We start from the raw sequence: 21,505 nt of genomic DNA on the forward strand, positions 1-21,505 counted from the left end.
GAAGCCGGAAGAGGCAAGGGACAGGGCAGCGTCGAGGACCGCCGGGTGTCAGGACTTCTTGCCTTCGCGTTGCGCGCGCCAGGCCTGGTAGCGTGCCTGGTTTTCGGCATTGGGCGGATACAGGCCCGGCAACTGCGCGCCGCTTTCCACCTGTTCCATGATCCAGGTTTCCTGCTGCTCCTGTTCGACGGCGGCCTGCACCACTTCGTCCAGCAGCGCGTCGGGAATCAATACCGCCCCGTCGGCATCCAGCACGATGACGTCGTTGGGAAAGACCGCGACGCCGCCGCAGCTGATGGGTTCCTGCCAGCCGACGAAGGTCAGGCCGGCCACGGAAGGCGGCGCGGCGGCGCCGCGGCACCACACGGGCAGCTCCGTGCCGAGGACGCCGGCAACGTCGCGCACCACGCCATCGGTGACCAGCGCCGCCACGCCGCGCTTGCGCATGCGGGCGCACAGGATGTCGCCGAAAATCCCGGCGTCCGTCACGCCCAGGGCGTCCACGACGGCGATGCAATCAGCCGGCATGGCCTCGATGGCGGCACGCGTCGAAATAGGCGAGGCCCAGGAAGCCGGCGTGGCAAGGTCTTCCCGCGCCGGCACGAAGCGCAGGGTAAATGCGCGGCCCACGATGCGCGGGCTGTCGCCGCGCAGCGGCGCGGCCCCGCGGATCCAGACATTGCGCAGGCCTTTCTTCAACAGGACCGTCGTCAGCGTGGCCGTGGTCACGTGCGACAGCGCCTGGACGATACGGGAATCGAGCGGAGCGGGCTGAGTGGTCATGTGGGAATTCCTTGAAGGGATCTCTTGGCGGGGGCGGCGCCGAAAGGGCAGGCGTGCCTGCTTCGGCCATCAAGCTGCCGTGTCCCGCTGTCATGGGCGTGCCCGCTAATGTTACGTATAGCAGACGCTAACCGTCGTGATGCGCATGATGTTCGATATATGGAACATTATGCGGCGGGGCGGCCAGGCCTGTCGCCGGCCGACCTGGCGCACGCCGCAACACCTGCGTCAGCGGGCGGGCTTGTCCGCGCCGGGCCGGCGCGGTGGATCATGACGAGGCCGCGGGCGCTAGCCCTTCAGGCAGTTGCTCATGAAGGCCTTGCGCTGGTCGCCCTTGAGCGATTGCTTGCCGGCTTCGGCGTTGCAGTCCTTCATCTTCTGCTGTTGCGGCGTTACCTTGGCGGCGGGTTGTTCGCCTTTCAGGCAGGCGCTCATCGCGGATTTATAGGTATCCCCGGTCTTGCCCTTGTTGGCGGCGCTGCATTCCGCCATGCGTTTCTGCTGCGGGGTGGCTTCCTTGGCGGGGGCGGTGGTCTGCGCCAAGGCCGCGGACGCGCTGAGTGCCAGGGCAGACGCGGCGATGATCAACGTGCGATGTCGAAAAAACATGATGTCCTCCGATAGGAGGGCCGGCTGCGTGCCGCCTTGCATGCTCGCGCGACCGCCTTGCCGCCCCTGCACACGCCGGCGCGTTCCGCCGGTGCCGCGATGATGTGCCAAAGCCGTGGCCGCCGCAAGAGGGCAAGCGCGGGATGTCCCTAGGTTGTGGCTGGCGGCGGCGCCCCACTAGCATTGAAAATTACAGAAAAATGAAAATTTCATTTCGATGCCCCTGTCGATCGCCGCGCGCAAGCTACGCTCTTCGCCGGACGCGCGTGCCGCTGCCCGGCCGCGCGCCGTGCGCCAGGCCCATTCGCTGGTGGACCTGTGGCTGGGCGAGCAGCTGCGGCAGCTGCGCAAGGACCAGGGCCGTTCGCTGGCCGACGTGGCGCAGGCCTGCGGCATGTCGCTGGGGCGCCTGAGCCAGATCGAGCGTGGCCTGAGTTCGATTTCCGTCAAGACGCTGCACGCCCTGGCGCACGAGCTGGACGCCTCGCCGGACACGCTGTTGCGCAACGCCGAATGCGACGAGACGGCATCCGGCGACAACGTGGAGCGTGCCGGCTCGCACCGCATGCTGCGCATCGACGAAAAAGGCATCGCCAAGGAAGTCGTGACGCCGCCGGCGGCGCGCACCATGGACTTGTGCCGCATCTCCATCGCCCCCGGCGGCTCCACCGGCGAGGACCTGTTCGTCACCGACAAGGGCGAGCAGGTGGGCGTGGTGCTGAGCGGCCTGCTGGAGCTGCGCATCGAAGACCGCGTGATGTTGCTGCGCGCGGGCGACAGCTTCTGCTATGCCAGCCGCACGCCGCGGCGCTGGCGCAATCCGGGCGATACGCGCACGGAAGTGATCTGGGCCATCAGCAATATCGCGGCTGATGCCGGCGGCGACGACGATGCATCGCCGCCGCGCCCGCGGGAAGGGCGGCGCGGGCGCGGCTAGCCCGCCGCCGCCGCGGTATCCACCTCATGCGATTCCAACCCCCTGCATACACCGATAAAGGACGACCCATGAAGCTCAGATCCCTCGCTCTATCCGCGTTTGCCGCGCTGTCCCTGGCCACGTCGGCGGCCGCCGGCGCACAGACCGTCGTCAAGGTCGGCTCCACGCCCACCGGCAGTCCCTTCACTTTCCTGGACACCAAGACCAACACCATCGAGGGCGTGATGGTGGACATCATGAAGGCGGTGGGCCAGGAAGCGGGCTTCCAGGTGCAGATCGAGCCCATGGCCTTTTCCGCGCTGATCGGCTCCCTGCAGTCCAAGCGCATCGACGTCATTTCCGCGGCGATGTTCATCACCCCCGAACGCCAGAAGGTGGTGGCTTTCTCCGATGCGGTCTACACCTACGGCGAAGGCCTGATGGTGCCCAAGAGCGACACCAAGGAATACACCGGGTTCGCCGATATGAAGGGCATGACGGTGGGCGTGCAGGTCGGCACCGCCTTCGTCAAGCCGATCCAGGACAGCGGCATGTTCAAGGAGGTCAAGCTTTATGACAATCCGCCGGATATGATGCGCGACGCCAATGCCGGCCGCATCCAGGGCGGCTTCATGGATTACCCCATCGCCGCCTACACGATCAACCAGAACGCCAGCGGCGCGTTCAACAACCTGCGCATGGTCAAGAGCTACAAGCCCGCCGTGACCGGCAGCGTGGGCATCGCCACCCGCAAGGACGATACGGAACTGATGAACAAGATCAACACGGCCCTTCGGAAGCTGAAGGCCGACGGCAAGATAGACGCCATCCTGAAGAAGTGGGGCCTGGCCTGAGGCCCGGCCGTGAAGGCAGCGAGGGGATAGCACGATGATGGAATTCTTCCAGGATGCGAGGGAATACCTTCCCATCCTGCTCCAGGGGGCCAAGCTGACCGTCCTGGTCACGGTGGGATCGCTGGCCTTGTCCACGGTGCTGGGCCTGGTGTGGGCCCTGATGCGGGTGTCCGGCATCAAGCCCCTGGCCAAGTTCAGCGCCGGCCTGATCAACGTGCTGCGCGGCATCCCCATCATCGTGCTGCTGTTCTATATCTACTTCGTCATGCCGGATGCCGGCATTTCCTTGACGGCGGTGCAGGCGGCCATCATCGGCCTGGGCATCGCCTATTCGGCCTACCAGTCCGAAAACTTCCGCGCGGGCATCGAGGCCATCGACCGCGGGCAGGTGGAAGCGGCCATGGCGATGGGCATGAGCTGGAGCCTGACGATGCGGCGCGTGGTGCTGCCGCAGGCGGTGCGCATCGTGCTGCCCCCCTACGGCAACATCATGATCATGATGCTGAAGGATTCCTCGCAGGCCTCCACCATCACGGTCGCCGAACTCGCGCTGCAGGGCAAGCTGATCGCGGTATCGACGTTCAAGAACGCGACGGTATTCACCCTGGTCGCGCTGATGTACCTGGTCATGTGCGTCCCGCTCATCCTGCTGGTCCGCCACCTTGAAAAGAGGAACGCCGCAAAATGATCTCCATGCGAGGCGTGCACAAGCGTTTCGGCGCGCTGGAAGTGCTGAAGGGCATCGACGCCGACATCAGCAAGGGAGAGGTGGTGTGCGTGATCGGGCCTTCCGGCTCCGGCAAGTCGACCATCCTGCGCTGCATCAACGGCCTGGAACGCTATGACCAGGGCGAGATCACCGTCGACGGTCAGCGCGTGAACTGCGATGCGGCGTCCATCGTGTCGATTCGCACGCAGGTATCGATGGTCTTCCAGCGCTTCAATCTCTTCCCGCACCGCACGGCGCTGGAAAACGTGATCGAAGGGCCCATCTACGTCAAGGGGGAACCGCGCAAGCAGGCCATCGAGCGCGGACGCGAATTGCTGGCCAGCGTCGGGCTGGCCGACAAGGAGAACGCGCATCCGCCGCAGTTGTCCGGCGGCCAGCAGCAGCGCGTTGCCATCGCGCGCGCCCTGGCCATGCAACCCAAGGCGATCCTGTTCGACGAACCGACGTCGGCGCTCGACCCGGAACTGGTGGGCGACGTGCTGGGCGTCATGCGCAAGCTGGCCGACGACGGCATGACCATGGTCGTCGTTACGCACGAAATCAGCTTCGCCCGCGAAGTGGCCGATCGCGTCCTGTTCTTCGATGCCGGCGTGGTGGTGGAACAGGGCGTCGCGCGCGAAGTGCTGAATCATCCCACCCATCCGCGCACGCAGGACTTCCTGCGCCGCGTGCTGCATCCCATGTAAGGATCGCCCCATGTCGCACGACGCCTCCCTGGATGCCCGCGCCGCGTTGTATCGCAATGGCAAGGAACCCTTCCCCCTGTCGCCGTCGCTGTGGACGGCGACGGCCGCGGCCGCGCCTCCGACCGATGCCCTGGCCGGCGCGGCGCAGGCCGACGTCGTCGTGATCGGCGGCGGCTACGCGGGGCTGAGCACCGCGCTGCATCTGGCGGAGCGGGGAATCAAGGCCGTGGTGCTGGAGGGTCGCGAAATCGGCTTCGGCGGCTCCGGCCACAACGGCGGCCAGGTCATTCCCGGCCTGAAGTACGACCCGGACGAACTGCTGGCCCGTTATGGCCCGGAACGCGGGGAACAGGTCATCGATTTCGCGGGGCGTACCGCCGACTTCGTATTCGATCTGATAGAGCGCCACGGCATGGACGTCCCGCGCAGGCGCGCGGGATGGATCCAGGGCGCGCATACGCCGCAGGCCCTGGCGCTGGCGCACCGGCGCGCGGCCCAATGGGCCCGGCGCGGTGTGGATGCGCGGCCCCTGGACCGCGAGCAGGTCGGCGCCTTGCTCGGCACCGACAAATACCTGGGCGGCTGGATCGACGGCCGGGCCGGCAGCATACAACCCCTGAGCTATGTCCGCGGACTGGCGCGCGCGGCGATGAACGCCGGCGCGCGCGTGCACACGGCCAGCCCGGTGGTGAGCTTGAAGCGCGACGGCGGCAAATGGACCGCCACGACCGCGTCCGGTTCGACGGTGACCGCCGACCGCGTGGTGATGTGCACCAACGCCTACGGCGCCGGGCTGTGGCCCGGCCTGAAGCCCACCATCATCGACGCCAATACGTTCCAGGTGGCCACGCGCCCGCTGCCCGACCACGTGCGCGCCAGCATCCTGCCGCAGGGGCAGGTGTGCTCGGATACCCGCAATCTGCTGCTGTATTTCCGCCTGGACCACCAGGGCCGGCTTTTGATGGGCGGCCGCGGCCCGTTTCGCGAACCGCGCGGCGACGGGGACTGGCGGCACCTGGAGCGCGTGATGGTGAAGATGTTCCCGCGCGTGGCAGGCGTGCCTTTTGAATTTCGCTGGTGCGGCCGCGTCGCGATCACCCGGGATTACCTGCCCCACCTGCACGAGCCGGAACCGGGGCTGTTGATCGACATCGGCTGCCAGGGTCGCGGGGTCGGCCTGCAGACCGCGATGGGCAAGGCCATGGCCGACTATGTCGCCACCGGCAACCCGGCGGCGCTGCCCGTGCCGCTGTCCGGCATCAAGCCTTTTCCCCTCTACGGCCTGCGGCGCCTGTACGTCAATGCCGTGGTGACCTGGTATCGCCTGACCGACGGGGGCGTATGACTTCGTAGCCCCTTGTAGCGAGGTGGTACGTAACCCGCCGGGGCGAGGTGTTTGCCCACCGCGCCGCGCGCGGTTCGAGGATTTCCGGATGGCGCAGTCTCTCGCTCTCAACGGTGCATTGGAAAACCTCAGCCTCCTTTCCGGCTCGCCCTTCGCGGTGCAGCTGCCGGGGGGGCCTCAGACACGCCATCGGAAGCGGCGGTCCCGCCTTCACGCTGACCTTTTACACGCGTGCCGCGGCCGTTGAACACCGCGGAAAACCGCCTGCACGACCTGCGCCATTGCGACCGTGACCCTGCGCGCGCCAGGGCCAATGCCCGCTTCCATTACGGATTGGGCACGCCGTTCTACAAGCCGTAGCTGGACCGGCCCTGATGACGTACAGGTGCGGCTATTGGGACGAACATCGCGCGGCCGGTGACACCGGCCGCCCGCGCCGGGTGCTGATCGGCGGCCTATTGAGGTTAACCATTATTCCAACCGACAGCCGCGCTTCCTAAGATGCGGGTTCCACCATCGCCGCGATTCTCGCGGAAGCTTTTTCCGCGAGCGGCGCGAGATGCACTGAGGAAACGCTTTTTGGCTACGACAGCAACTTCGGCCGTGGATGCGGAGCGCGCCGTGGTCAGGCGGCGCGCCCGCTTTCCTTGGGCGCGTCTTCTGCACCGGGCGTTTGTCGCACTGATGTACTTCTTCATGCTGTGCCCGCTGATCGTGGTGGTATGGCTCAGTTTCTTCAAGGACGCCATCCTCTATTTCCCGCCGTCGGGCTACACGCTGCAGTGGTATATCAAGGCCTGGGCCAACGAAGCGTTCGCCAACGGCTTCGTCTTCAGCCTGCAGGTGGCGCTGCTGGCGGCGGTATGCGGGGTCGTGCTGGGCGTGATGGCGGCGCTGGGCGTCATGCGCTACCGCTTCGCCGGCGCGGCCTCGGTCAACACCATGCTGCTGTCGCCGCTGCTGGTGCCCGGCATCGTGGCGGGCATCGCCATCTACCTGTTCTATCTGCGCGCCGAGAACCTGCTGGATCGGGACCTCGTGGGCACCTACGGGGGCCTGGTGATCGCCCATGTTTGCCTGACCATTCCATGGACCGTGCGGCTGGTCACGGCCAGCATGGCGGGCCTGGACCCGTCCATCGAGGAAGCCGCGCGCAACCTGGGCGCGAGTGCGCCGGTGGCCTTCGTACGCATTACGCTGCCCATGCTGCGCCCCGCCATTGTCGCCGCGGGCCTGTTCAGTTTCATCGTGTCGTTCGAGAACCTGGAACTGTCGCTCTCGCTGGTGGGGCCCGGTCATACGACCTTGCCGATCGCCATCATGCAGTACCTGGAATTCAATCTGGACCCGACCATCGCCGCGGTTTCGTCCGTGCAGATCCTCCTGCTGGGGCTGATCATGCTGGTGACCGACCGCTTCGTCAAACTCAGCCAGGTAGTGTGAGCACATGGCCAAGGTGTCTTTGGAAAACCTTCATAAGCAATTCGGCGCCTCGGTGGCGGTAGCGGACTTTTCGCTGGAAATCGCCGATGGCGAACTGGTCGCCTTCCTGGGCCCCAGCGGATGCGGCAAGACCACGACCTTGCGCATGATCGCCGGCTTCCTGGCGCCGTCGGCAGGCACCATCCGCATCGGCGGCAAGGACGTGACGGACCTGCCCGTGCACAAGCGCGATACGGGCATGGTGTTCCAGCGCTATGCCTTGTTCCCCCACATGACGGTGGCGCAGAACGTCGCCTTCGGCCTGGAGATGCACAAGGTGCCTGCCGCGGAGCGCGACAGCCGCATCCGCGAGGTGCTGGACATGGTGCGCATGGCCTCGCTGCGCGACCGCTATCCGCGCCAGCTCTCGGGCGGACAGCAGCAGCGGGTGGCGATCGCGCGCGCGCTGGCCATCCAGCCCAAGGTGTTCCTGCTGGACGAACCGCTGTCCAACCTGGACGCCAAGCTGCGGCTGGAGGTGCGCGAGGAAATCCGCGCGCTGCAGCAGCGCCTGGGCCTGACCACGGTATTCGTGACGCACGACCAGGAAGAGGCCCTGGCGGTGGCCGATCGCATGGCCATCATGCATGACGGCAAGGTGCAGCAGGTGGGCACGCCGGACGCGCTGTACGAGCGGCCCGCCAACCTCTTCGTGGCGGACTTCCTGGGCAAGATGAATTTTTTCCAGGGCCGCCTGGCGGAAGACGGCGTGTTCGGCACTGAAAAAGGCACCCGCATCCGTGTCGAGGGCGGGCCACCCGCCGCGCGCCACATGGGCGTGCGGCCGGAGCGCGTGCGGCTGGCGTCGCAGCCCGGCGACGGCAATGCGCTGCCGGGCGTGGTGGAATCCACCGTGTACCTGGGCGCGCAGCTGGAAGTGCGCGTCAAGCTGGAAAGCGGCGAGGCCATCCTGAGCCAGCTGGCCAACGGATCGGGCCGCGCATCGCATCCCGGCGCGGGGACGCACGGCCTGCCGGCACAGGCGGGGGGGCGCGTGTATGCCTGCTTCGAACCGGCCGATTGCGTGATGTTCGCGGACTGAGGCGGCGTTCATGAACCCATCGGCCTCCGCATCGACGCCCGCCTCCACCGCCGCCGCGCGGCCCGTGCGCCTGGGCGCCGGCCTCGCTTTTCCGGCCTCGCTGGTGGTGCTGCTGATCATCATGGTGCCGCTGCTGCAGCTGGTGCGCTACAGCTTCAATCATTTCGATCCGGCCGAGATGATGCAGCAGGCCTTCACGCTGGAGAACTATGCGAAGTTCTTCGGCGATGCCTACTACCGCAATGTCTTCCTGACCACCATCGGGGTGGCGGCCCTGTGCACGGTGCTTGCCCTGGTGCTGGGATTCCCGGTGGCCTATTTCCTGGCCCGGACGGACAGCCGCCACAAAAGCCTGCTGGTGATCCTGCTGGTGTTCCCGCTGATGGTGGGCAGCGTGGTCCGGGCGGCCGGTTGGATGGTGATCCTTGGCAATGCGGGAATCGTCAATGCGACGCTGAAGGCGCTGGGGCTGGTCGGGCATTCCGTGCAGCTGATGTACACGCCCACCGCCGTGGTCGTCGGCACCACCGCCGTGGTCATGCCGTATCTGATCCTGACGCTGCAAAGCGTGCTGGAAGGCATGGATTTTTCGGTGGAGGAAGCGGCGCGCAACCTCGGCGCGGATTTCCTGACCACCTTCCGCCGCATCGTGCTGCCGATCGCCGCGCCCGGCGTCGCCGCCGGCACCATGCTGGTGTTCATCCTCTGCATGAACGCCTATGCCACGCCGGTGCTGCTGGGTGGGACCGGGCTGACCATGATGGCGCCCGCCCTGTACGACCAGATCACGCGGGCGTCCAATTGGCCCTTCGGTTCGGCCATGGCGCTGATCCTGGTCTGCGCAACCCTGTTGATGGCCTTGCTCTCGAACTGGCTTATCCATCGCCGCTATGTGAAAACCATGGCGTCCTGAACCTATCCCATCCGCCGCACGGAGCCCCGTATGACTGCTTTCCTGTTCAAGAACGCCAACCTGCTGGATCCGGATTTTCCCGAGCTGCGCGAAGGCATGCACGTGCTGGTGGAAGACGGCGCGATCAAGGAGGTGTCCGACCGACCCATCGCCGCGCAGTCCGCGCGCCCGATCGATGTGCGCGGGCGCACGCTGATGCCCGGCCTGATCGACCTGCACGCGCACGTGATGGCGACACAGCTGAACCTGAGTACCCAGGGTATGCTGCCGGATGCGCTGGTCATGATGCGGTCCGTGCCCATCATGGCCGCGATGCTGCGGCGCGGCTTCACGACGGTGCGCGACGCCGGCGGCGCGGGTTGGGGCCTGAAGTGCGCGGTGGAGGAAGGCACGGTCGTCGGGCCGCGGCTGTTCATCTCCGGCCGCGCCATCAGCCAGACCGGCGGCCATGGCGACCCCCGTCCCCGGTCGGATCACCTGCGCCCGATGAGCTTCTGCGGCTGCTGCTTCCGCGCGGGCGACATAGGCCGGGTAGCCGACGGTGTCGACGAAGTGCGCAAGGCCGTGCGCCAGGAATTGCAGATGGGGGCCGACCAGATCAAGATCATGGCCTCCGGTGGCGTGGCGTCGCCGACGGACCCGATCGCGTCCTTCGGCTACTCCGAAGACGAGATCCGCGCCATCGTCGCCGAAGCCCGAGGCCGCCAGACCTATGTGCTGGCGCATGCCTACACGGCGGAAGCGATCAGCCGAGCCGTCAAGTGCGGCGTGCGCACCATCGAACACGGCAACCTCATCGACGAAGACACGGCCGCCGTCATGGCCTCGCATGGGGCCTATGTGGTGCCGACCCTGATCACCTACGAAGCCCTGGCCAACGAGGGCGCGGATTATGGCCTGCCGCCCGACAGCGTCGCCAAGATCGCCACCGTGCGCACCGCGGGCCTGCATTCGCTGGAGATCTACAAGCGGGCCGGCGTCAAGATGGGGTTCGGTTCGGACCTGCTCGGCCCGTCGCAGCGCCTGCAGAGCGACGAATTCCGCCTGCGCGCGCAGGTACTGACGCCGCACGAGGTCATACAGAGCGCGACCAGCGTCGCCGCCGAGGTCCTGCGCATGGACAACCGCCTGGGGCGCATCGTGCCGGGCGCGATCGCCGACGTGCTGGTGGTGGACGGCAACCCGTACAAGGACGTGTCCTGCCTGCTGGGCCAGGGTGACCATATTCCCCTGGTCATGAAGGACGGCAAGATATTCCACGACATGATGGAGGCCTGAGCGATGGCGATCGAGAACCCCTATGCCAATGTGGACGTCGGCGAGGAATCACGCGCCATGAACGCGGCCAAGGGCTGGCATCCGCCGGCGGCGGCCACCGCGCGCGACCGCGGCGACGGCCCGTTCAAGCGCCTGGTGCTGCGCGGCGCGACCATCATCGACGGCACCGGCGCGCCGCCCTGGGGGCCGGTGGACATCGTGGTGGAGAACGATCGCATCGCCGCGCTGGTCCTGGTGGGAACGCCGCACAAGCCCATCCAGCCCGGCCGCCGCCCACCGCCCGGCGACCACGAAGTGGATTGCCACGGCAAGTTCGTCACGCCCGGGTTCGTCGATTCGCATGCGCACATCGGCACGCCCTACCACACCATGAGCGGCGTCGCGCCGCCGGCCGACTACATCTACAAGCTGTGGCTGGCGCACGGCGTGACGACCGTGCGCGAAATGGGGTCGATGAACGGCCTGGGCTGGAACCTGGACCAGAAGGACAAGTCGGAACGCAACGACATCGCCGCGCCGCGCATCCTGGCCCACGTCGTGTTCCCGGCCGTGAACGACCGCGTCAAGACCATCCATACGCCCGAACAGGGCCGCGAATGGGTGCGCAAGATCAAGGCGCGCGGCGCCGACGGGATCAAGTTCTTCGGTGCGCCGCCCGCCATCATGCAGGCCGCGCTGGACGAGGCGGCCAAGGTCGGCTTGCGCTCGGGCTGCCACCACGCGCAGATGGCGGTGACGCGCGTGAACGCCCTGAAGTCGGCGCAATGGGGCTTGACCAGTTCGGAGCACTACTACGGCCTGCCCGAAGCGCTGTTCGAAAACCGCGTGGTCCAGGACTTTCCGACCGACTACAACTACGGCGACGAATACTTTCGTTTCGCGCTGGCCGGGCAGACCTTCATGCAGGCGGCACAGCCCGGCAGCGCGAAATGGCGCGAAGTCATGGATCGTTTCCTCGAACTGGACCATACCTTCGTTCCCACCTTCAATATCTACGACGCCAACCGCGACCTGATGCGGGCGCGCCGCGCCGACTGGCACGACGACTACACCTGGAATGCCATCTGGAAATACTTCCAGCCGCAGCGCGGCGGGCACGGGGCCTATTGGTATCGCTGGAGCACCACCAACGAGATCGAATGGAAGCAGAACTACCGCCTGTGGATGCAGTTCATCAACGAGTACAAGAACCTGGGTGGCCGCGTGTGCGCCGGCAGCGATTCCGGATTCATCTTCCAGATATACGGTTTCGGTTTCGTGCGCGAGCTCGAACTCTTGCAGGAGGCGGGCTTCCACCCGCTGGAGGTGTTGCGCGCGGCCACCTCGCTGGGGGCGGACCTGCTGGGTATCGGCGACGATACGGGCTCGGTGGACGTGGGCAAGCGCGCGGACCTGCTGGTGCATGACCAGAACCCGCTGGAAGACTTCAAGCTGCTGTACGGCACCGGCGCCATGCGCCTGAACGACGACACCGGCAAGGTGGAATGGAAACGCTCGCTGCGCTACACCGTCAAGGCCGGCGTGGTGTACGACACCGAACAGTTGCTGGCCGATGTGCGCACGCTGGTCAAGGACAGCTGGGAAGGAGATCCCGATGGACCGCCCCACGCCCGTTGACCTCATCGTGCTGTCCGGCTTCCTGGGCAGCGGCAAGACCACGCTGCTGGTGGACTTCCTGCGCGGGCCCGACGCCGGCGATACCGGCGTGATCGTCAACGAAGTCGGCGAAATCGGCGTGGACGGTGCCATTGTGGCGGATGGCGGCGGCGGCGTGCCCATGACCTTGCTGGCCAATGGCTGCGTGTGCTGCTCGCTGCGCAGCGGGCTCGTGGATACGGTGAACGCGCTGTTGAACGCGCCGCGTCCCGGCGGCAGGCCGCTGGCCCGCATCATCCTGGAGACCAGCGGGCTATCCCGGCCGGGCCCCATCATCGCGTCGCTGGCCGATCCGGAACTGGCCGCGCATGGCCTGCGCCTGTCCGTGGTGACCACCTACGACTGCGCACGCGGCGCGCTGGGCGACGAACAGTTCGAGGAAGCGGCCGCGCAGTTCGCGGCGGCCCAGCGCATCGTGTTGACCAAGACAGACCTGGCGTGCGCGGACGAAACGGCGGGTTTCGCCCTGGCCACGCATGTGTCGCGTGCGCGCGCGCTGAATCCGCTGGCACAGATCGTCGCGGAAAGCGACCGCCCCCGCGCCGTCGCGCAGGCTTTCGCCCCGTTGCCCGGCACATCGGCCACCGATATGGCGCTAAGCGCCTTGTCCGCGGCGGGCGCCGCGGGTATCGGCGGCACGGCGTTACGGCATCCGCGCATCCACGTGTGGCGGGGCAAGGTGCGGCAGCCCATGGCCTGGTCCGCGTTCTCGACATGGCTGGACGATCTGGCGGGCCTGTGCGGCGACCGGCTCCTGCGCCTGAAGGCGCTGCTGCGGGTCACCGATTGCGCGGAACCCGTGCTGATCCAGAGCGTGGGAACAACCTTCGGCATGCCGCGCCGCATGGCTACGCTGTCGCCGGACCAGGACGTGTTGATCGTCATTACCCGCGACCTGGACGCCGACGCGCTGCGGGAATTGCCGCCCGGGTCGCCCGTCGTCCTGGAGGCCTTCGCATGAGCTTTTGTTTTGGTTATCCGTCTCGTCAACCTACTTAACGGACAGGGGGTCGTCCATGAACCATGAAAACCCGCGGCGCCGCCGCTTTCTGAAGACCGCCGGCGGACTGGCGTTGGCACCCGCCTTGCCGCTGCTGCCGGCACTGGCCCGCGCGGCCGGCAAGGAGGTGATCGTCGGAACCTGGGGCGGGGACTACCAGAACCTGCTGCAGCAATACATCTCGCCCCTGGTCGCCAAGCAGGACATCGGCGTGGTATTCGATACGGGCAACGCGGTGCCGCGCCTGACCAAGCTGCGCTCCGAACGCAATTCGCGCCGGGGCAGCATGGACGTTGCGCTGCTGGGCGAGGTGGACATGTACGATGCGTCTCGCTCGGGGGCGCTGGCGTCGATCCAGGAACACCAGGCAGCCATGCCCAACCTGGCCAATGTGTACGACCAGTTCAAGACGCCGTATTCCATCCCGCACATTTTCAGCGCGATGACGCTGGTCTACAACACGCAGCAGTTTTCGTCGCCGCCCGATTCGGTGCAGATCATGCTGGATCCGAAGTACCAGGGCCGCGTCGGGTTTTCCGACATTCTTTACCTGTATAACGGCCTGTTCGTCGGCGCCGGACAGAGCGGCGGCCGCTTCTCCAGCTTCGAGCCGGGCAAGAAATTCCTGGAGCAACTGGTCAAGAACAAGCCGCGGGTCTATCCGTCGAACGAGGCGGTGGCGACGGCGTTCAAGTCCGGGGAAATCTGGCTGGCCTGCATGTGGAAGGCGCGCGCGCTGCAATGGCGCGATGCCGGCCTGCCCTTGGGGTTCGCGATTCCCAAGGAAGGCACCATACCGGTGACGTTCGAAGGCGCGGTGCCGAAGAACGCGCGTAATCCGGATGCGGCGTGGGCGTATCTGAATGCGCTGCTGGAGCCGGAGGGGCAGGTCCATTTCGCGCGTGCGATGGGCTACGCGCCCACCGTCCATAACGCACCCGTGCCGCCGGATCTGCAGCAGCGTGTCGGCTTCACCGACGAGGAATTGAAGCGCATCTATCCCTACGACCTGGAGAAGCTGGTCACCACCAAGGCGGAGTTCCTGGATTACTGGACGAAGTCATTCAAGGGGGCGCTGTAGGGGCAGCTGCGTTTGGCGGGAATGGATCGCCGTGGCGGATACGGCGGTCCATTTCGCGTATCGGGCGGCGATATCCACTACGACCGCCGCCTTCGGTCAGAACCGAACTTTCACATTGGCCGCGACACCATTCTGCCGGACGCCGTCGCCGAGCTGGCCCTGGTACGACAGATCCACGCGGACATTCCTGGCGACCTGGACGTTCAGCCCTGCCTCCAGAATGGCCGCGTCCACGGCGACCGGCACGCCGGACACGGTGAAGGGCGATCCGGCGGGCAAGGATTGCGTGGCGGTCGGTGTCGTGCTTCCGAAGGCGTGGCGCCAGCCGACCATGCCGTGCAGGATGGCAGTGGTGCCGCCTGCTTCCAGGCGCTGTGAAGCGCGCAGGCCCAATGTGGTGTACGTCACGCCGGTGTTATCGCTGCGGCCCGACAGCCCGGTGTCGCCGTCCTCATCGAAACGCTGCGTGTGCAGATTGGCGTACGCGATACCGGCGTAGGGCTCGAAGGTCGCCGTACCGTATTGCAGCGCGTAGCCCGCTTCGCCGAAGACCTGCGCGGTGTCACCGTCATACGTGGCCTTGTCCCTCGCGCCCGTGAACCCCGCGAAGGCCACATCGCGTTGGGTGTCGATGCGATGCCAGGTATTGGCGGCGCCCAGGCGCAGCGCCAGGCCGCCGACCTGCGTGCCCGCGTACGCTGCCAAGGTGTAGCTGTCGATGTCCGCGCTGCTGGCGCGGCCGTCCACGTTCAGGTCGGTGCGGTCGTAGCCCGCCGCCACGCCGGCGCGCCAATTCGAGGCCACCGGGAAGTCGGCGCCGAACATGAAGCCGCCGATGCTGCGGTCCAGCTTGGCGGCATTGCCGTTGCCGTCGATGTCGCCCCAGGCGCCATAGGCCTGGCCCCACACCGCCGACCGGCTGGGCGCCGGCAGCGGCGTGGCGTCGCCCGCGCCGGCAAGGCGGGCTGGTGCCGCCGCGCCATCGGCGAAGGCCGCGCGCAGGCGGTTGTTGATGGCGTCGCGCGCGAAGTGGCTGTCCTCCAGCAGGGAGGTTTCCAGGCTGGCATGGATTTCTCCGGACAGGCTGTCGAAGGCAGCACGCGCGTCCTGCGGATCGTTCATCAGCGCGATGGTGTCGTGCACGAACTGGCCATACGGCTGGCTGTCCGCCCCGTTGGCCACGGCGCGCTGGTTGCCGGTCCTTGCGATGTCGGCGTAGCGTGTGGCATTGCGGTCGAAGGCCACGTAGACGTGGTTGGGGTCATAGGACAGCGCGGGTTGCAGGAACAGCATCTGCGTCGCGCTGGAGATCGATCCGTAGCTGCCGCTCACGCCCTGCCCGGCCGACAGGATGGTGTAGCGCAGGCCGGGGGTGATCTGCGTGCCCGGCATGGGCGTCACCGTCACGTTGCCGGCCAGCGATGCGGTGCCCGCGACCTCGATGAGGTCGGACTGCCCGGCGTTGGCGACTTCGACCTGGTAGGTGGAGCCGGCCAGCTGGGCATAGTCGCCGGTGAGCGTCAGCGTACCGATCGAATGACCCGGCGCGATGGTCCCTGCGACCTGGACGCTGCCCAGCGTGCCGTTGCCGTTCAGCAGCGCGCCTTGCGCGATGGTCAGGGTGCCGCCCAGCGCGCCTTGCACGTCCAGGCTGCCGCCCTGGGCGACGGTGACGCCATGGGCGTACTGCTGATTGCCCGTCAGCACCCAGCTGCCGCCGCTGACGGTCAGGTTTTCGAAGTTGACCGCGCCCGCGAAGGTGCCGCTGCCGATCAGGTTGACCGTGTCGTTGCCGGCGCCGCCGTCGACCAGGCCGACGATGCGCGAGCCGGTCCGCAGGTTCAAGGTGTCGTCGCCGCCGCCCAGGTCCAGCGCCAGGCCGTTGCCGCCTTCGATCAGTCCGGAGTTGGTGACGTTATCGGCCTGGGTGCCGACGATCTTGATGGCAAAACCCGTCACGCCGCGTATCGTTCCTTCGTTGACCAGCGTGGTCGCGTGAGGCGCCGCGCCTTCCGCGCTGTCGTCGATCAGGATGCCGTTGGCCTGGCCGCTGATGATGGACTGGGCCGTCAGGTTGCGGATGGTACCGCCACCCGCGGCAACGCCTTCGCTATTGTTGGGCGAGCCGTCCTTCTGGCCCTTGGCCCCGACGCCCTGGATGGTGCCGTAGTTCGTGATGTCGGCCTTGCCGTCGATGTCCACGCCGTCGCCGTCGCCGTTCACGGACGTGGTGTCGATGGCGCCGGTGATGGTGCCGCGGTTCACTACCCTGCCGTCGCCGTCCGAGCCCACCCCCGAGCCGTTGCGGCCGATGATGGTGCCGCCCGCTTCGTTGATCACGTCGACGTTGACATCGCTGGTGATGCCGTGGCGCGCGCCGGAGATCAGGCCTCCCGCGTAGTTGTGCACCGATGCGGCATGGCCCTGCAGGTCGACGCCGTCATTGGATGGATCGTTGTCCGGGTCGCCGGAGGTGTTGGCCGGCGCATTGGCAACGATGCTGCCCCAGTTGTTGACCATCCCGCCTTCGCCGGGGCGTATGGCATCGGCGTCCTGAGCCTGGATCAGGCCGCCGGCGCGGTTGTTGATGACCACGTTGCCGGCGGTATTGATCTTGTCGAAGTCGATGGCTTGCCCGCTGGCCGAGGTGATGGTGCCGGCGTTCTCGATGACGATGCGCCCCACGGCGATATCGCCGTTGATGCGCACGCTGTCGTCGCTGGTGGTGATGAGCCCGCCCGCGCCATTGGTCAGCGTGAAATTGAAAGGCGAACCGGCGGTGCTGCCGTTCGTGTCGATGCCGCGGTTGCCGGACTTCAGCGTACCGGCGTTGACGATGCTGATGCCAGGCGCCGGGACGGACGTATCCATCGTGAGCGACGTGCCGGAGGTGTTGATGGTGCCGCCGGCCTGGATGGTCACGCTGTCGGTGCCGGATATCGTGCGGCGGGTGGTATCGGTCTTGCCCGCGCCGATGACCACCGGCGATGCCCCATGCGCGGCAAACGTGGCCATCACGAACGCCAGGGCGGCCATCAGCGCCGCGGGCGCCATGGGTTTATGCAACTTCGACATGCGTACGAGCCCCTCTTCGTGGGTGAGATCAAAGGGCCGTAACGCTACGTGACGATTATGACTTCGGTGTTAAAGGCGCAATCGCGAAAAAAAAGCCGGCCCGAAGGCCGGCTTATACGCGCAGCGTGAGCCGCGATTCGCTTATGCACCCAGTCGCTTCAGCGCCTCGTTCAGCGTCGCGCTGGGCCGCATGGCCTTGCTGGTCTTTTCCGTGTTCGGACGGTAGTAGCCACCGATGTCCTGCGCCTTGCCTTGCGCCGCGCCGAGTTCCTGCACGATCTTGGCTTCGTTGTCGGTCAGCGTCTTGGCGATGCCGGCGAACTTGGCCTGCAGGGCCTTGTCCTCGGTTTGCGCGGCCAGCGCCTGGGCCCAGTACAGCGCCAGGTAGAAGTGGCTGCCGCGGTTGTCCAGGCCACCGACCTTGCGCGCGGGCGACTTGTCGTTGTCCAGGAACTTGCCGGTGGCTTCGTCCAGCGTCTTGGCCAGCACGCGTGCGCCGGCGTTGCCGTGGACGTCGGCCAGGTGTTCCAGCGACGCGGCCAGGGCCAGGAACTCACCTAGCGAATCCCAGCGCAGGAAGCCTTCTTCCACGAACTGCTGCACGTGCTTGGGCGCCGAGCCGCCCGCGCCGGTTTCGAACAGGCCGCCGCCCGCCATCAGCGGGACGATGGACAGCATCTTGGCGCTGGTGCCCAGCTCCATGATGGGGAACAGGTCGGTCAGGTAGTCGCGCAGCACGTTGCCGGTCACCGAGATGGTGTCCTTGCCCGCGCGGATGCGTTCCAGCGAGAAGCGGCAGGCCTCCATGGGCGCCATGATGCGCAGGTCCAGGCCATTGGTGTCGTGGTCTTTCAGGTAGCGCTCGACCTTGGCGATGATCTGGGCATCGTGCGCACGGTTCTTGTCCAGCCAGAAGATGGCCGGCGTGCCGGTCGCGCGGGCGCGGTTGACCGCCAGCTTGACCCAGTCCTGCACCGGCGCGTCCTTGGTCTGGCACATGCGCCAGATGTCGCCGGCTTCCACGGGCTGCTCCAGCAGTACCTTGCCGGCTTCGTCGACGACGCGCACCGTGCCGTTGGCGGGAATCTCGAAGGTCTTGTCGTGCGAACCGTATTCTTCCGCGGCCTGCGCCATCAACCCGACGTTGGGCACGCTGCCCATGGTGACGGGATCGAAGGGGCCGTTCTTCTTGCAGTCGTCGATGACGGCCTGGTAGATGCCGGCGTAGCAGCGGTCCGGAATGACGGCCTTGGCGTCGTACGCCTTGCCGTCCGGCCCCCACATCTTGCCGCCTTCGCGGATCATGGCCGGCATGGAGGCGTCGACGATGACGTCGCTGGGCACGTGCAGGTTGGTGATGCCCTTGTCGGAATTCACCATGGCCAGGCGCGGACGCTGTGCGTATTCCGCCTTCAGGTCCGCTTCGATGGCGGCGCGCTTGTCGGCAGGCAGGGCAGCCATCTTGGCGTACAGGTCGCCGATGCCGTTGTTGGCGTCGAAGCCGATCTGCTTGAGCGTGTCGGCGTGCTTGGCCAGGACGTCCTTGTAGTAGACGGACACGACGTGGCCGAAGATGATGGGGTCGGAGACCTTCATCATCGTGGCCTTGACGTGGACGGAGAACAGCACGTCCTGCTTCTTGGCGTCGTCGATCTGCGCTTGCAGGAAGCTGCGCAGCTTGTTCTTGCTGAGCACCGCGGCGTCGAGGATTTCACCGGCCTTGACGCTGGTCTTTTCCTTCAGCACCTTGGTGGCGCCACCGGCGGCCAGTTCGATGCGGACCGTGCCGGCGTTGGCGATCAGCGCGGACTTTTCGCTGCCGTAGAAATCGCCGTCATCCATGTGGGCGACGTGGGTCTTGGAATCGCCGGACCAGGCGCCCATCTTGTGCGGGTGCTTGCGCGCATAATTCTTGACCGACAGCGGCGCGCGGCGATCGGAATTGCCTTCGCGCAGGACAGGGTTGACGGCGCTGCCCTTGATCTTGTCATAGCGGGCCTTGACGTCTTTTTCCTTGTCGTTCGCCGGCTCGTCCGGATAGTCGGGAAGCTTGTAGCCCTGCTGCTGCAGTTCCTTGATGGCGGCCTTCAGCTGCGGGATGGACGCGCTGATGTTGGGCAGCTTGATGATGTTGGCTTCCGGCGTGGTCGCCAGGCGGCCGAGCTCTGTCAGGTCGTCGGAGATCTTCTGGGCGTCGGTCAGGAAGTCGGGGAAGGCGGCGATGATGCGGCCGGACAGCGAGATATCGCGGGTTTCGACGGCGACGCCCGACGAGCGGGTATAGGCCTGGACGATGGGCAGCAGCGAATACGTGGCCAGGGCCGGGGCTTCGTCGGTCAGCGTGTAGATGATCTTCGACGTGGTAGACATTTGCTCGTGAACCTCACTCAACGGTGGAATAGCGGAAAGTCTGGGTGTCCGGTCCCTGCGACATGTCCGGCGGCGGCGCGCGGCAATGCCTGCGGCGCGCCGGGGCTGCGGCGAATGCGCCGGGGTCGCGTACGGGCGGGGGTCGTTACAGAGTTTAGCACCGGCGCCCTGGGCGCCGCCCGGCATCGCACCGGTTTCCGGTTACCCCTTGTTATGCCTTTCAGCTTCGCGCCGCAGCCGTCGACGGAATAAATGCCGCGGCCGCCGTGTTATCTCTCATGCTTGGCGCGCGGCCCCACGGCCGGCGTACCGTGATTTGATGTTGGAGCTGTCATGAATCTGCAGGACCTGTCTTCCCCCGAGTTCTACCGCGATCCCTACCCGCTGTACGAGAAAATCCGCGCGCGCGGCAAGCTGTTCAATGTCGCGCCCCATATCCTGATGACCGGTCATTACGACATGATCGACGCCATCCTGGTGGACCGCCGCATGGGCAAGGGCTATATGGAAAGCATCCGCGCCCGCTATGGGGAAGAGGGGGCCAGCCAGCCGATTTTCCAGGGCCTGGCGCGCATGTTCCTGATGATGAACCCGCCCACCCATACGCGGCTGCGCGCCCTGCTGATGAAGGCCTTCGACGCCCGCCGGGTGGACAACCTGCGGCAGGTTTGCCAGGAAGTCGCCGATGAGCTGATCGACGCCTTCCCCACGTCCCAGGCTTTCGATCTGGTGCCCGCCTATAGCCAGCCCCTGCCGGTGCGCATCATCTGCCGTCTGCTGGATATCCCCGTGGAAGACGCCGATATGCTGGAGCGCGACGTGAGCCAGCTGGTGCAGGCGCTGGAGGCCGCGCCCCTGGCGGCGCCGGCCCTGGAGAAGGTCAACGCGGCGATGCGCAACGTCGAGGATTACTTCCGGCGGGTGGTGGACGCGCGGCGCGGGGAGCCCGGGGACGATTTGATTTCCGTGCTGCTGTCCGTGGAAGAGGACGGCCAGGGGCTGACGCAAGACGAAATCATATCGAACGTGATCCTGCTGTTCGTGGCGGGGCACGAGACGACGGCCAACATGATCGGGAATGCGCTGATCGCGCTGCATCAGCATCCGGACCAGTTGCGGCTGCTCGAACAGCAGCCGGCGCTGCTGCCCAGGGCCATCAACGAGTGCATGCGCTATGACAGCTCGGTGCAGTTCATCACGCGGATGGCGCTGGAGGACACCGAGGCCGGCGGGATCGCGCTGCCCAAGGGCTCGATCGTGTTCATGAGCCTGGGCGCGGCCAATCGCGATCCAGGTCAATTCGCCGATCCGGATCGATTGCTCATCGAACGGGCGGAAAGCGGTAATCGCTTGATTGCCTTTGGCGGTGGGATCCATTACTGCCTGGGGGCGCGGCTGGCGGCGATGGAATTGCAGATCGGCTTGGGGACCTTGCTGGCGCGCCTGCCCGGGATGAGGCTGGTGGACCTGGATGCCTTGCAATGGCGCAAGCGCAATACCGTGCGCGGGGTGGAGGCGCTGGTCGTCACGGCCTGAACGGCAGTGCTCGTGGGTGCGGTTGACGCTGGATCGATGGATCCGCATCACTCGCATGCACTGGAACGGGGCCCTGGAAGCATCGCGCTGGCGGAACGGGCCCCTACCCTGTGACACAGACGGCTTCTTATTCCGAGGAGCCGAGACCA

17 protein-coding genes are annotated in these 21,505 nt (G+C 66.5%); 13 read left to right on the forward strand and 4 right to left on the reverse strand.

Annotation, left to right across the window (positions count from 1 at the left end):
- Positions 1-48 precede the first annotated feature (48 nt).
- Complete coding sequence (locus AKI39_RS01220) at positions 49-783, reverse strand: ribonuclease activity regulator RraA (protein WP_066631700.1); 735 nt, start codon at positions 781-783, stop codon at positions 49-51.
- A gap of 288 nt (positions 784-1,071) precedes the next feature.
- Positions 1,072-1,392 (reverse strand): PsiF family protein, encoded by a 321-nt coding sequence (locus AKI39_RS01225; protein WP_066641923.1) that lies wholly within the window; start codon positions 1,390-1,392, stop codon positions 1,072-1,074.
- 217 nt (positions 1,393-1,609) lie between these two features.
- Between AKI39_RS01225 and AKI39_RS01230 the strand changes: the two genes are divergently transcribed.
- The 12 genes from AKI39_RS01230 to AKI39_RS01285 all read left to right on the forward strand — a co-directional run bounded on the left by AKI39_RS01230 (position 1,610) and on the right by AKI39_RS01285 (position 14,375).
- Positions 1,610-2,329, forward strand: coding sequence for a helix-turn-helix domain-containing protein (locus AKI39_RS01230; protein ID WP_066631702.1), 720 nt, complete (start codon positions 1,610-1,612; stop codon positions 2,327-2,329).
- 68 nt (positions 2,330-2,397) lie between these two features.
- Positions 2,398-3,162: an ABC transporter substrate-binding protein gene (locus AKI39_RS01235; RefSeq protein WP_066631704.1), complete on the forward strand. Its 765-nt coding sequence runs from the start codon at positions 2,398-2,400 to the stop codon at positions 3,160-3,162.
- Between the two features lie 34 nt (positions 3,163-3,196).
- Entirely contained in the window at positions 3,197-3,850 is a 654-nt protein-coding gene (locus tag AKI39_RS01240) for an amino acid ABC transporter permease (protein ID WP_066631706.1), read from the forward strand.
- The gene (locus AKI39_RS01245; RefSeq protein WP_066631708.1) at positions 3,847-4,578 is read left to right on the forward strand and encodes an amino acid ABC transporter ATP-binding protein; all 732 of its coding nucleotides are present in this window, start codon (positions 3,847-3,849) and stop codon (positions 4,576-4,578) included. Before AKI39_RS01240 ends, AKI39_RS01245 begins: the two co-directional genes overlap by 4 nt.
- Positions 4,579-4,588: 10 nt before the next feature.
- Positions 4,589-5,923, forward strand: coding sequence for an NAD(P)/FAD-dependent oxidoreductase (locus tag AKI39_RS01250; RefSeq protein WP_066631710.1), 1,335 nt, complete (start codon positions 4,589-4,591; stop codon positions 5,921-5,923).
- Between the two features lie 684 nt (positions 5,924-6,607).
- Positions 6,608-7,366: an ABC transporter permease gene (locus AKI39_RS01255; protein ID WP_145925381.1), complete on the forward strand. Its 759-nt coding sequence runs from the start codon at positions 6,608-6,610 to the stop codon at positions 7,364-7,366.
- 4 nt (positions 7,367-7,370) lie between these two features.
- The gene (locus AKI39_RS01260; RefSeq protein WP_066631714.1) at positions 7,371-8,447 is read left to right on the forward strand and encodes an ABC transporter ATP-binding protein; all 1,077 of its coding nucleotides are present in this window, start codon (positions 7,371-7,373) and stop codon (positions 8,445-8,447) included.
- 10 nt (positions 8,448-8,457) lie between these two features.
- Entirely contained in the window at positions 8,458-9,360 is a 903-nt protein-coding gene (locus AKI39_RS01265) for an ABC transporter permease (RefSeq protein ID WP_083228563.1), read from the forward strand.
- A gap of 30 nt (positions 9,361-9,390) precedes the next feature.
- Positions 9,391-10,638 carry a metal-dependent hydrolase family protein gene (locus tag AKI39_RS01270; protein ID WP_066631716.1) on the forward strand — a complete coding sequence of 416 codons (1,248 nt, stop codon included), beginning with the start codon at positions 9,391-9,393 and terminating at the stop codon, positions 10,636-10,638.
- Between the two features lie 3 nt (positions 10,639-10,641).
- Positions 10,642-12,255, forward strand: coding sequence for an amidohydrolase family protein (locus AKI39_RS01275; RefSeq protein ID WP_083228564.1), 1,614 nt, complete (start codon positions 10,642-10,644; stop codon positions 12,253-12,255).
- Positions 12,233-13,255 (forward strand): CobW family GTP-binding protein, encoded by a 1,023-nt coding sequence (locus AKI39_RS01280; protein WP_066631720.1) that lies wholly within the window; start codon positions 12,233-12,235, stop codon positions 13,253-13,255. Before AKI39_RS01275 ends, AKI39_RS01280 begins: the two co-directional genes overlap by 23 nt.
- A gap of 55 nt (positions 13,256-13,310) precedes the next feature.
- Positions 13,311-14,375, forward strand: coding sequence for an extracellular solute-binding protein (locus AKI39_RS01285; protein ID WP_066631724.1), 1,065 nt, complete (start codon positions 13,311-13,313; stop codon positions 14,373-14,375).
- Positions 14,376-14,471: 96 nt separating this feature from the next.
- On the opposite strand, the gene AKI39_RS01290 is transcribed toward AKI39_RS01285, so the two are convergent.
- Positions 14,472-17,450 carry an autotransporter outer membrane beta-barrel domain-containing protein gene (locus tag AKI39_RS01290; protein ID WP_083228565.1) on the reverse strand — a complete coding sequence of 993 codons (2,979 nt, stop codon included), beginning with the start codon at positions 17,448-17,450 and terminating at the stop codon, positions 14,472-14,474.
- Between the two features lie 141 nt (positions 17,451-17,591).
- Positions 17,592-19,820 (reverse strand): NADP-dependent isocitrate dehydrogenase, encoded by a 2,229-nt coding sequence (locus AKI39_RS01295; protein WP_066631728.1) that lies wholly within the window; start codon positions 19,818-19,820, stop codon positions 17,592-17,594.
- Positions 19,821-20,153: 333 nt separating this feature from the next.
- Between AKI39_RS01295 and AKI39_RS01300 the strand changes: the two genes are divergently transcribed.
- A complete protein-coding gene (locus AKI39_RS01300) occupies positions 20,154-21,356 on the forward strand; it encodes a cytochrome P450 (protein WP_066631730.1) in 1,203 nt (400 codons plus the stop codon).
- Positions 21,357-21,505 lie beyond the last annotated feature (149 nt).

This window comes from Bordetella sp. H567, assembly GCF_001704295.1.
Classification (GTDB): Bacteria; Pseudomonadota; Gammaproteobacteria; order Burkholderiales; family Burkholderiaceae_B; genus Bordetella_C.